Raw genomic sequence first — 11,978 nt, forward strand, 5'->3', positions numbered from 1 at the left:
CTTATCTTTTCATGGAAATCACTTCAGCTGGGGCTTTTGAAATCGGCAAGTAGTTTTTGAAATCATTTTCATTCATCCTCAACAAAGTATCATTGAATAGAACTGGCTTTTTTAAATTTTTCAACTTCTTGATGCTTATCTCGAGCCTTTTTTCCTGTCAAGAGAATTCGAAACAGACAGAAGCCAGACTTCGCCCAAATATTCTTTTAATAGTCGCTGATGATTTAGGCTATGCAGATTTGGGAAGCTATGGAGGCGATATTGACACTCCCAATCTTGATCAATTAGCAAAAGAAGGGATTCGATTCAGCCGATTTCATACCGCTCCTTATTGTGCTGTCAGTCGAGCCATGATGCTTTCCGGCAATTTCAACCATGTGGCCGGGATGGGTTCTCAAGATTTGGTTACTGATGTAGTGGGTTATGAAGGCATGCTGAGTGAAAGAATTGTCCCTGTTCCTCAGCTGCTACAAAGCGCAGGCTATCATACCTATATCACTGGAAAATGGCACTTAGGACTAACTCCTGAAGCCAATCCAGCTCAAAAAGGATTTGAGAAGTCCTTCATCACTTTAGAAGGAGGTGCCAATCATTTTAGCAATTGGCTTTTATTTCCAGATAGCCCAGAATTGACTTATGGACATCAATCACTTTACACCGAAAACGGGGAAAAAGCAGTCTGGCCAGAAGGCGAATACTCCACGGACTTCTACACAGACAAATTGATTTCTTACATCGATTCCAATCTGGAAGATGAAAAGCCATTTTTTGCTTTTGCAGCATACACCTCACCCCATTGGCCTCTTCAAGTGCCTGAAAAATATTGGAAAAAGTACGAAGGCCGATATGATGAAGGCTATGAAAAACTTAGAGAAAGACGTCTCGAAAGCTTGAAAAAAGCTGGAATGGTTTCTCCAAATGCACAATTACCTGAGCTTCATCCTTCCATCAAAGCTTGGGAAAGTCTATCCGCAGAAGAAAAAGCAAAAGAGGCCCGAAAAATGGAAATCTATGCCGGCATGGTGGATAATCTGGACGAAAATATCGGTAGACTGATTTCTCATCTGAAAAACAAAGGCATTTATGAAAATACCCTTATCGTTTTCCTAGCTGATAACGGAGCTGCAGCTGAAGACTTTTATTATCATGAAGTATTTGGTCCCTATATCCAAAAGTATTACTCAGATGACTATGAGGATATGGGAACCAAAAAAAGCTTCATTTCTTATGGCCCTCAATGGGCTGAAGCCGGTTCAGCTCCTTTTCGATACTTCAAATCCTATACTACAGAAGGCGGGATGAATACTCCATTGATAATCGCTGGACCAGGAGTCAAAAATATAGGAACTATTTCGGATTCTTTTGTAACAATCATGGATTTGGCTCCTACCTTTTATCAAGACGCCAAAGTCGATTATCCAAAAACTTGGAAAGGAAATAATATTACCCCATTGGCTGGAAGCTCTTTGAATCCAATTCTTTCAGGAAATGAAGTTCAAATCCATGATTCGACTTATGTTTTTGGACTGGAACATCGGGAAAGGGCCATGCTCCGAAAAGGAAATTGGAAAATCGTCAATCTTGAAAAGCCTTTTAAAAATGAAAACTTCCAGTTATTCAATATTTTAAATGATTTAGGAGAGCAGGAAGACTTAAAAGACTCTTTACCTATTAAATTCCAAGAAATGATCCGGGAATGGGATCGATTTTCAGAAAAAGTCGGTGTAGTCATTCCAACCCCTCAACCATCAAACCACTAAGAATTTCAACCTATTATGATTTTCAAAAAGCAATTTTTAGTAAGTCTATTCCTGGGAGCAGCGGGCTTACTTTATCCTTTTTCTCAAACATTTTCCCAAACCTATGGCAAAAATGGGATGGTCGTTTCGGATCATTATTTGGCTTCAGAAGCAGGTATTGAAATCCTAAAAAAAGGCGGTAATGCGATTGACGCCGCTGTAGCAACTGCCTTTGCTTTGGCTGTCACTCATCCGGAAGCAGGAAACATCGGAGGCGGAGGATTTATTGTTTTCATGAAATCCGATGGAGATGTGACCACATTTGATTTTCGGGAAAAAGCGCCTTTGGCAGCAAGTCCAACCATGTTTTTGGATGAAAACGGAAATATCAAAGACAACTCCAACCATCGAGGCCTACTTTCAGTCGGAGTACCAGGCACCGTCGCTGGGCTCTATCAAGCACATCAAAAATACGGCAAACTTTCTTGGAAAGAGGTGGTAGATCCAGCAGTGAAACTGGCAAAGAAAGGCTTCCCAATGTCTTGGGGGCTATACCGAGTGGCTTTGAGGATGTCCGACAGGGATGACTCTTGGGACATCATGAAAAACTATTTCCGTGGTGCAGATGGAGAAATTGTCACACCTGGAGAACTCTGGAAACAACCGGCTCTAGCTAAGACATTGGAAGAAATCAAAAAGCATGGCAGAGACGGCTTTTACAAAGGGAAAGTTGCTGAAGAGATTGAAGCCTACATGAAATCCAACGGAGGAATCATCACTCAAGAGGATTTGGCAAAATATGAGGCGGTAGAGAGAAAGCCGGTTTCTACCAAATTCAAAGACTTTGAGATTTTCTCCATGCCTCCTCCTAGTTCTGGCGGAGTGGCGCTGATCGAAATGATGAATCTTTTAGAAGCGGCAGATATTTCATCCATAGAATTTAATTCTACTCCCTATGTCCACATAGTTGCTGAAGCAATGAGAAGAGCATTTGCTGATCGCGCGGAGTTTTTGGGAGATCCGGATTTTAATCCTGAGATGCCTGTTAACAAGCTGATTTCAAAAGATTTTGCGAAAGCAAGATTCCAAAATCTGGATATGAACCATGCTTCTCCAAGTGATCCTTCTAAATACGGACAGCTTTACGGTGGAGATCATACCACTCATTTTTCTGTCACTGACAAAGACGGAAATGCTGTTTCATTGACTTATACTTTGGAGAATTCATACGGTGTAAAAATGGGTTCTAGCAAGCTTGGATTCATTTTCAACAATGAAATGGGAGATTTCAACCCAGTTCCAGGAGTCACTACGGAAACCGGTCAAATCGGCTCTGACCCGAATTTGGTCGCTCCTGAAAAGAGAATGCTTTCCAGCATGACTCCAACTATTGTAGCAAAAGATGGAAAGCCTTATTTGGTGATTGGAAGCCCAGGAGGGAGAACGATCATCAATACTGTTTTCCAGACAGTTCTCAATGTTTTGGTTTATGATATGCGAATAGACAGAGCAATTGAAGCGATGAAAATCCATCATCAGTGGCTTCCAAATCAGATTGTTTATGAACAAAACCTACTTTCCCCAGACACAAAAGCTGCTCTGGAAAAAATGGGACATAAACTAAGACCAACCACAAACCTGGGAGTGTTGATGGGAATCACCTTTGACCCTGAACTGGGAACTTGGGTTGGGGCTTCGGACTCTTCTAGTGAGGACGGGGCAGCCAAGGGATATTGAGTCAGTTGCGAGTATTCAGTCTCAGTAATCAGTTTTTAGATTTAAATTTTGAAGAGGCAAAATCATGATGCAGGGATTGGTAAATCAGATAATTCATCAAAAAATATAAAATACGCATCCGTGGGAAATGACAGTCAATTAAAAAGGGAAATCGGCGTATGGGGCCTTTCCGCCAATATCGTCAACATCATTGTTGGAGCGGGGATATTTGTACTCCCAGCGATCGTTGCCGAAATCATGGGTGCATCCTCCATTCTGGTTTACCTTTTCTGCGGCTTTTTGATCGCTTTGGTCATGCTTTGTTTTGCCGAGGCAGGTAGTCAAATTTCTAAATCAGGTGGCGGTTACGCTTATGTAGAGACTGCTTTTGGGCCTTTTCCCGGATTTTTGGCAGCAGTTTTTATGATCACCGGAAGCGCATTTTCGGATGCTGCAGTCTCCAATGCACTAGTTGAATTAATTGGTATTGCCTTTCCTGAATTTTACTCTCCTGCCACCCGTTTGTTCTTGTTGTTTTTGATTTTCGGCGGCCTGGCTTTCCTCAATGTGATCGGAGTTAAGCAAGGAATCGGATTGGTCAAAGTGAATACGGTTGCTAAACTCACACCTCTTGTATTTTTGATCATTTTCAGCTGGAAGGATGTCACATTCTCAAATCTATTCTGGAAAGAGATGCCCTCCTTTTCACAATTCGGTCAAGCTTGTTTGATCTTGTTTTTTGCCTTCCAAGGTGGTGATGCAGGATTGACAGTGGGTGCGGAAATAAAAAATCCTCAAAAGACAGTTCCCAAAGCGATTTTCACAGGAATCTTGTTTGTGCTTTTACTTTATGTCATGATCCAAACTGCCGCACAGGGAGTTTTGGGAGATCAATTACCTGAAAACAAAGAGGCTCCTCTAGCAGCTGTTGCAAACATTGTCTTCGGTCCGGTCGGATATACGGTTTTATTGATTGGAGCAGGTATTTCCATGTTTGGAATGCTCAGCGGAGAAATCCTCAATCTACCTCGAGTCCTTTTCGGATTGGCAAGTGACAGGGTTATTCCAATTGACATTTTGGCTTCGGTTCATAAGAAGTTCAAAACTCCTTACCTAGCTATTTTACTTTATGCTGGCATAGGTTTTACACTAGCAGCTTTGGGAGGATTTCGCCAATTGGCAGTAATCGCCTCCGCGAGTATGCTTTTGGTATACTTTGGAGTAGCGCTATCCGTGATCAAACTTCGCCAAAAAGGAAATTCAGAACCTGGAAATTTCAAAATCCCATTTGGATATACTGTACCTATTCTTTCTGCAGGAATCATCCTGTTTTTCCTATCGAATTTGACAGTCTATGAAAAATCTGGAATTGCCATATTTTTCGTAACACTGACCACTATATACTTCATTATCAAAACAATACAACGGAAAAGATTAAGTAAATGAGTTCACCTTAAATCACAAAAAACATGAAAAAGCTCTTGATTACTTTATCATTAAGCTGCCTGATAATCGGCGGTATGCAAGCACAAAACATTATTTATCCCGCTATCCAAGGTTATGGAGGAGTAATCGAGGTTCCATTTGAAGCCATCAAACCGGACCCTAACGAGAGCTACAAATTTGTGATTGAAATCAGTAACCGAATCGACGACAAAAAAGAGATCGCAGGTATTCTGGATTACGCTTCCAGAATGTACAACCTCCACATCTATGCCGGTGTACCCAAGGAAAACATAGATTTAGCCATCGTAATTTTTTCTGGAGCTACACCAATTTCTCTTTCTAATGAGGAATACCAAAAACGATTTGAGGTAACGAACCCAAACGCTGAAGTTTTGGAAGAAATGAAAAGGAATGGGATAAGGCTTATTGTCTGCGGACAATCCATGATGAAGCAAGGACTAGTGCCAGACATGATTTTCCCAGGAGTAGAAATGGCAGTTTCAAGATTTACCGCCACTAGTGACTTGATGAAAAAGGGCTATCAACTTTTCGTCCTATAAAATGAAACTACTGAAATTATCCTTGGCATTGCTTCTTTTCATGGCCTTTGAAGTCAGTTCTTCAAATGCTCAGGAATCCGACATTCTCTTGATTAAAAATCAAAGAGAGGCTTCTAATCAAGCTCTAAGGAATTTTGATGAGGACCTTAATAGCACTTTTCTCACCGATGATATTTTGATAAGTACTGGGGCCGGGACTTTGATTTCAGGTAAAGAAAACTTGAAATCTTATATCCAAAATGCTACCGGACCTAGAATGTATTGGGTCAGGACTCCTGACGAAATCATCGTGAATCCCGAAACGAAACTAGCTTGGGAAAAAGGGACTTGGAGAGGATTTATTGAAGGCTCCGAGGAGGCTGTGGTAGGAGGAAATTATGCGGCGCAATGGACCAAAAAATCTGGAACTTGGCTGATTCAGTCTCAGCTATTTGTCACCATACCACCTAGAGAGAGGGGCTCCAAATAACATTTGGAAGTATAAACTTAAAGGAACTCACAATTAAAAAAGAAAAGGAGGACCCTATAATAGATATTATCCAGTATAATATTAAATTAGTTACACTTTATTCATATTAGAGCAATTTTTTAAATACTGATCCAATTTTAGCTCTAAAATATAACAAATCAATACTCTTAAAGCACATAAACTAAAAATTACTCTACTTATATCTATGTTTTTATAAATTGAAAATAGGACATATTCAAGAAGATTTAATGATAAAAATTCATCTAAATTCTTACATTTAAGAATACACGTTTTTTTAGCCTTAACCTATTTTCTTGATGAGCCATAGATATACACTTTTAGAGATTGAAAAAATGAAGTCTTTGAAGTTTTTAAAAAGAAAATCTTCAAAGTCAAAAGTCCCCAAAAATTATAGCTTGGGACTGGATCACGTAGCATCACTGGAGGAAAAAATCCATGGTCAGGTCCTTTATCCATGGTCAAAAGGCTACAATACAGCTCGCCAAGAATTCGATGATCTCTATCCTACTTACCCCTTGTTGATTGTCTATGTACTTTCTTTTCAGGATATCCGAGATTGCCTTCAGTTTGCAAATGATCTAAAAATTCAAGTGGCTATCAGATCAAGTGGACATAGCTTGGCTTGTTTTTCAGTATGTGAAGGAATGGTGATTGATATCAGCAAGATGAATTCGATCCATGTAAATCCTGAAGCCCTTTTTGCAATAATCGAATCGGGAGCAAATTTCGGTGATCTCTACCCGAAAATGGAGCAATATCACCTTCACACACCCACGGGTGATTGCCCGACTGTTTGTCCTGCTGGATTCATGATGGGAGGAGGATACAGCATTACCTCGCGAATGTACGGCATGGGCTGTGACAATGTAGAAGAAGTTACTGTGATGCTTGCTGATGGCAAGATCGTCAAAGCAAACCAAGATAAAAACAAGGACCTTTTTTGGGCGATAAGAGGAGGCACGGGAGGTAATTTTGGAGTTCTGTTAGACATCAAACTAAAACTTCATCCCCTCAAAGATATCTATGGAGTCCAGATGAGATGGCCGATCAAAAAAAATCCTGAGACCGCAGCCAAGGTACTTGAGACCATCCAAAACGAATATTTACAAGCTGGAAAACTTCCTCAGTTAGGAATCGAGACGATCATTTCCAGTAATGATGACAAGAAAAAAACGGTTTTCTTCTGTGCAACTTGGATCGGCTCTGAAAGTGAATTCATGGATGCCTTGAAACCACTTCTGGATATACCCGGCTTTTCCATGGATTCTTATCATGGAAAATATTCAAAGGTCAACAATTGGGTACTGGAAGGCACACCAGATATCCCAGAAGATGTCAAAGCATTTAGCCGAAGCACCTATATAGAAAAGCCCTTAAGCTATCAGAATTGGTATGATATACTTAAGTTTTTCTACAAAAACGCCCCCAATCAATACACTATGATTGATATGGAAGCTTATGGTGGAAATGTCAGTCTAATTCCTGAAGATTCCTGTGCTTTCATCCATAGAAATGTGACAATGGACTTCTTTACAGAAGCCTTTTTCAACAAAGAAACTCACGATAGAAAAGCCAGCGAAAAATGGGTAAATGACCTATTCGAATTTATGAAACCATTGAGCAACAGCAGATCTTATCAAAATTACCCTTATCGTGGTCAAGAGGATTTCCGAACTGCCTATTGGGGAGATTACTACAACCAATTGGTATTGATCAAGCAAAAGTATGATCCTGACAACTTCTTTCGGTACCAGCAGTCCATTGGGCCGGATTTAATAGATGATTCCTGTCAAAAAACCTTATTCACCCCCTCACCCATTGAGTATGAGAATTATTAGACTGTCCTTTTTCCTAATCTTCCTGATTGGCATATCACCCAGACTGACTGCACAACAGCTTGTCCAAATCAAAGATGGAGAAGGGATTGATTTAGGTCTTTATTTAGAATACTTCATAGACGAGTCCAATTCGCTTAAAGTAGAGGAAGCAACAGGCCAAACCTATGAAACTTCGAATGCCAAAATACTGAATCTGGCAAATCTCCCATTTAACGTCTGGATCAGATTTGACCTCCAAAGTCAGACAAAAGATGAAATCTATTTGACTGTAGACAACGCTCTTCTGGAGGAGATAGAAGTCTACTCTATTACAGATGGAGAAATCGACAAAACCTTCGAAGGAGGAGCTCTGAGACCTTTTCACGAAAGAAGCATTCAGTCAGAAAACTTCTTGATGAAACTGCCCATCACTGAAGGAATGACCAGCTCAATCTACTTGAAGGTAAACAGCAAATTCCCATTGCTTTTGCCCATGGATATAGCAACACCTCCAGCTTTGTCCAAGAACTATCAAGAACACAATCTCTTCTGGGGCCTATATGCCGGGACCCTATTGTTTGCTTTTCTATACAACCTTTTTGTTTTCTTTTCTGTCCGAGAAAAGCGCTACTTATACTACATTTTATATATCCTTGGCTCTGTGATTTTCTATATGGGACTCCAAGGATATTCATTTCAATATCTCTGGCCAAACCATCCCATACTGAACATTCGACTGGGTTTTTTAATATCCCTGACCAATATCATCATCACCATATTCTCCATGAGCTTCCTCAGAATTACCAAAAAGAGTAAGGTCATGTATTATTTTGGAGTGGGAACTATCGTAGCATATACTCTCATAGGAATCATCAATTTCACACCGGCTTATTCTTTAGGCTTAGGGCTAGCTCAACTGCTGAGCTTGATCACTTGTATTTACTTCATCACAGTTGCAGTCATTAGTTTTTTCAGAGGGATTCAAAGTGCAAAATACTATCTGATCGGCTGGACTATTTTCTTGGTCCTTGTTTCAGTTTATATTCTGACCATTAATGGAGTTATCACCGGCAACTTCTTTACAACTCACTCTATTTTCATAGGCCACATGTCGGAGGTTTTGCTTTTGTCATTTGCCTTGGCTGATCAAATCAACATCCTGAAAAAGGAAAATGAGACCAATCAAAAAAGGATCATTCTCCAGCTGGAAGAAAATGAAAAACTTCAGCTAAAAGTAACCCAAGAATTAGAAGAGAAAGTCATCCAGCGCACTGCCGAAGTGGTACGTGAGAAAAATGAAGCCGAATACCAAAGAAAAAGAAGTGACGAACTTTTATTGAACATCCTTCCTGCGGAAACAGCTGAAGAACTGAAAAATACAGGGAAAGCCAAAGCGAAACACATTTCTGAAGTCACCGTCATCTTTGCTGACATTCAAGATTTCACTAAACTTTCTGAGAATCTCTCGCCATCCGACCTAGTCAAAGAAATCAATGAATGTTTCTCTGTTTTTGACAAAATCATGGAGAAATACAATGTCGAAAAGATCAAGACCATCGGCGATTCTTACATGGCGGCAGGAGGGCTTCCAAAACCGAATAAAACGCACGCAAAAGACGTGATCAATGCTGCCTTAGAAATTCAGGAATATCTCCTCGAATACAAAAAGAAAAAGCTTCTGAAAGGAGAAAATCCTTTTGAAATGAGAATAGGGATCCACACAGGTCCTGTAGTAGCAGGAATCGTGGGTATCAAAAAATTCGCATATGATATCTGGGGCGACACTGTAAACCTCGCAAGTAGGATGGAAAGCTCAGGGGAAATCGGAAAAGTAAATATCTCCGAAGCCACCTACAACCATGTAAAAGATGATTTCAATTGCATTTACCGTGGAAAAATAGAAGCAAAAAATAAAGGCGATATAGACATGTATTTTGTAGAGAAAAAGTAAAACCAGACAAAATTAAAACGACATACTTATGGGACTTTTTGACTTTCCAAGAATTCATTTTAGCGGAAAAATTGACATCAATGTACCTACGATCAATAATTCCTATTACTTCCCATTGACGATTTATGACCAAAAAAAGTCTGTTCCATTTCTACCCCCTCGACTTTACTTTTCTAAGCCTTCCATCCCTCAAAATGTAAAATCAAAATTAGACCCGAAGCCTGAAATCATCCATGATGAAGATAATGGCTATTGGTACATCGAAATCAAACCTATCGATACTATTCCTGTTCTCCGGAAATGGTGTAGGACTCCATTGGGAAAAGACAAAAAAGCACCTGATGCAGAGTATGTTCCTTATTACGTGGCTGCAGATAATGATTTGGGAAATTTAGAAGGCGCTGTGTTAATTGGAAATCCTCCTGGATATTGGAACATGTATGGAGATATGAGTGTCAAAATGTACGAAACCTCGGTAGTGGGAGTCCAAACTTTCCAAGGTGGCAATGTGAGTACTTGGACCGAGGACAATCCATCCCAAACTCAAGAAATAACTGATCTCTTGGATTGCGCCTTCAATTTGGATACGCACCCAACAAGCGGTATAAGCACCGCAGTCATCGCTGAGACTATTTCTAGCCAAAGCATTTATGCCAATATATTCTGCTCCTCAGTCAATCTATTCAATAAAAACGATACAGATCAAATTCATTTTCAAGGAAAACCATTTCGGTTTTCTGCCTTGATTTATGGTAGCTGGAGAGTCGTCAATTGGCTGCCTGCTATGGCTGGATCTGCAAGATGGTGCTCAAGTATTCCTTTAGAATCCATACCCGAAGCTAAAAAAAATAAACTCCTCCAGTTCTTTAAATCTCAAAATGGTGATGATCCCCGACCTATCAAGGGAGTTTTTGTAAGCTTCACAACATTTGAGGTCTTTGAAAACAGATACAATCCAAAACTGTATGAGCCAAATGGATTAATTACCAATCCCGCACAGGCGACTACTGTTGGCACCCTCTCTCCTTGGTATGAGGAAGACATGAAATCAATCGTGTCAGGAAGAAATTTAATTGCTTTGGGATGCGACGCGATCTATACTAATACTGGTATGGGCAATGATATTCCAATTCAGATGACGCCTGCGATTGCTTCTCTGAAAAAGTTATCAGAAGGTTTGGCAGTTTTCTCTTTGGACATGGGAAATAGCTGGCCTGAAATAATGACTCCTGGTTTTATCAACAACAAAGTTCAGCCAGCCAAAAGAGGAGATGCAACATTTGAGACTTTGGATTTAGGTAAAATAAGCCTTAGAACCGGAACAGACCCAAGTACCGAATTCGCTTCGATTGACATAGATCCCACCTCCAATCCATTGAAAAAAGTCTTTGAAAAAGGATGTGTCTTTGACTTTGTCCTGACTGATTCTGGACAAATCGATTCAATTGAGGATGAATTCATTTATGTCTATTTAATCAATGGTGATTCTGAAAAATTGATTTTGAAAGAATCAACATACATGATATTGACTGATGAAAAAGGTCTCTATGGGCAGGAAGGAGATGATCCTGAAGAGGGCTATATTTCCTACAACGACACGAAGGAGCCATTTAGACTTCGGATTTTTCAAAAAGGGAAACCTGTCAAGGATCCCATTGAAGTTTATATAGCCGAGTACATTGTACCGGAAGCGGCAAATGATCCCTTAAATGGTCCAGATAATGTTACGATTCAAAAAGTAGCAGATCAGGGTATTGTCTCTTTAGCAACTAATTCCATTAGACTTAAAAATACTGCCGTCTATTATTTTGTCTACAAAGGGCAATATCCAAATGATGTGATACCTACCTTCTCCAATGGAAACTATACCATCATGGATACTGGGAGTTTTGCCTGCCTGAGAGTGTATCCCAACAAAGATTTTGAAAAATATATCAATCCAAACCACCCTGAATACACTCCGCCAAGTTTTGAAGTGATGTACGAGGAAGTATTCAAACTCTATGATGTTGTATATCCTATCATGGCCGAAATCCACCCTTTCAAAAAAGAAGTTTGGGATAATGGAATCATGGCTGGTTTGGTGAAGCAACGGACAGATCCATCACTTTGGAACGATGTCCTCTATATGCCTCGCTCCAGAGAGTTGGGCAGATCTCAAAGGGAGTTAATCAAAGCCTGGGCTAAACGTTTTGATTGATTTTCGAATTATGAAACGAGCAATTTTTAGAATTTAAATCCAACTCAAATGACTGATGA

General features: G+C 40.0%; 9 protein-coding genes. 8 read left to right on the forward strand and 1 reads right to left on the reverse strand.

Features of this window, described 5'->3' with window-relative positions; genetic code table 11:
* Position 1: 1 nt before the first annotated feature.
* Positions 2 to 124: a hypothetical protein gene (locus BUF13_RS20830; protein WP_262710367.1), complete on the reverse strand. Its 123-nt coding sequence runs from the start codon at positions 122 to 124 to the stop codon at positions 2 to 4.
* Positions 125 to 131: 7 nt separating this feature from the next.
* Between BUF13_RS20830 and BUF13_RS07360 the strand changes: the two genes are divergently transcribed.
* The 8 genes from BUF13_RS07360 to BUF13_RS07395 all read left to right on the forward strand — a co-directional run bounded on the left by BUF13_RS07360 (position 132) and on the right by BUF13_RS07395 (position 11,919).
* Positions 132 to 1,760, forward strand: a complete 1,629-nt coding sequence (locus tag BUF13_RS07360; protein WP_073571135.1) for an arylsulfatase — start codon at positions 132 to 134, stop codon at positions 1,758 to 1,760.
* Between the two features lie 15 nt (positions 1,761 to 1,775).
* The gene (gene ggt, locus BUF13_RS07365) at positions 1,776 to 3,476 is read left to right on the forward strand and encodes a gamma-glutamyltransferase (RefSeq protein ID WP_073571136.1); all 1,701 of its coding nucleotides are present in this window, start codon (positions 1,776 to 1,778) and stop codon (positions 3,474 to 3,476) included.
* 120 nt (positions 3,477 to 3,596) lie between these two features.
* Positions 3,597 to 4,901, forward strand: a complete 1,305-nt coding sequence (locus BUF13_RS07370) for an APC family permease (protein WP_083586425.1) — start codon at positions 3,597 to 3,599, stop codon at positions 4,899 to 4,901.
* A 23-nt stretch (positions 4,902 to 4,924) separates the two neighbouring features.
* Positions 4,925 to 5,461: a DsrE family protein gene (locus BUF13_RS07375; protein ID WP_083586400.1), complete on the forward strand. Its 537-nt coding sequence runs from the start codon at positions 4,925 to 4,927 to the stop codon at positions 5,459 to 5,461.
* A 1-nt stretch (position 5,462) separates the two neighbouring features.
* Positions 5,463 to 5,930 (forward strand): DUF4440 domain-containing protein, encoded by a 468-nt coding sequence (locus BUF13_RS07380; RefSeq protein WP_243839721.1) that lies wholly within the window; start codon positions 5,463 to 5,465, stop codon positions 5,928 to 5,930.
* A gap of 317 nt (positions 5,931 to 6,247) precedes the next feature.
* Complete coding sequence (locus BUF13_RS07385; protein WP_073571138.1) at positions 6,248 to 7,789, forward strand: FAD-binding oxidoreductase; 1,542 nt, start codon at positions 6,248 to 6,250, stop codon at positions 7,787 to 7,789.
* The gene (locus tag BUF13_RS07390; protein ID WP_166669823.1) at positions 7,776 to 9,719 is read left to right on the forward strand and encodes an adenylate/guanylate cyclase domain-containing protein; all 1,944 of its coding nucleotides are present in this window, start codon (positions 7,776 to 7,778) and stop codon (positions 9,717 to 9,719) included. Before BUF13_RS07385 ends, BUF13_RS07390 begins: the two co-directional genes overlap by 14 nt.
* A 28-nt stretch (positions 9,720 to 9,747) precedes the next feature.
* Positions 9,748 to 11,919 (forward strand): hypothetical protein, encoded by a 2,172-nt coding sequence (locus tag BUF13_RS07395; RefSeq protein ID WP_073571140.1) that lies wholly within the window; start codon positions 9,748 to 9,750, stop codon positions 11,917 to 11,919.
* Positions 11,920 to 11,978: the final 59 nt, after the last annotated feature.

The sequence above is a fragment of the Algoriphagus zhangzhouensis genome, from assembly GCF_900148515.1.
Lineage (GTDB): Bacteria > Bacteroidota > Bacteroidia > Cytophagales > Cyclobacteriaceae > Algoriphagus > Algoriphagus zhangzhouensis.